We start from the raw sequence: 387 nt of genomic DNA on the forward strand, positions 1-387 counted from the left end.
CTACGCACGAAAACTGCGTGCAGCGCCTGCCCGGCCGCGCCCATTTGCAACCGGCCTTGCGCGCAGCGGGCGTGCTGGCGCTGGCGCAAGCGGGCGGCGGCGCCGGCGCGCTGACTTTCCTGCTGCGGGCCGACCAGACACCGGGGCAACTGCAACAGGCGATGGACTTGCTTGAACATCACATCAGGAGGCGATATGAACGACGCGTTTGAAGTGCTGCCCTTTGCGGGGCAGCCGGCAGCGGCCGGGGAGCAGGAATGGCTGGGGGAATGGTCGCAAGAGTGGTCGCAGGAATGGCAAGGCGAGGACGAGGCCGAAGCCGAATGGGAGGGCGAGCGCTGGCGGCCCGGCGAAGGGCAGCACTTCAAACGCGTCGTTCATATCGCC

General features: G+C 67.7%; 2 protein-coding genes. Both read left to right on the plus strand.

The annotated features are described in order from the left end of the window. A partial coding sequence (locus tag GCN75_RS29460) for a hypothetical protein (RefSeq protein WP_226941632.1) occupies positions 1-212 on the plus strand: 212 nt, incomplete at its 5' end. Continuing rightward, on the plus strand, positions 196-387 hold a 192-nt coding region (locus GCN75_RS28895; RefSeq protein ID WP_226941633.1), incomplete at its 3' end, for a hypothetical protein. The genes GCN75_RS29460 and GCN75_RS28895, both read left to right, overlap by 17 nt.

The sequence above is a fragment of the Janthinobacterium violaceinigrum genome (genome assembly GCF_009208555.1).
Taxonomy (GTDB): domain Bacteria; phylum Pseudomonadota; class Gammaproteobacteria; order Burkholderiales; family Burkholderiaceae_D; genus Janthinobacterium; species Janthinobacterium violaceinigrum.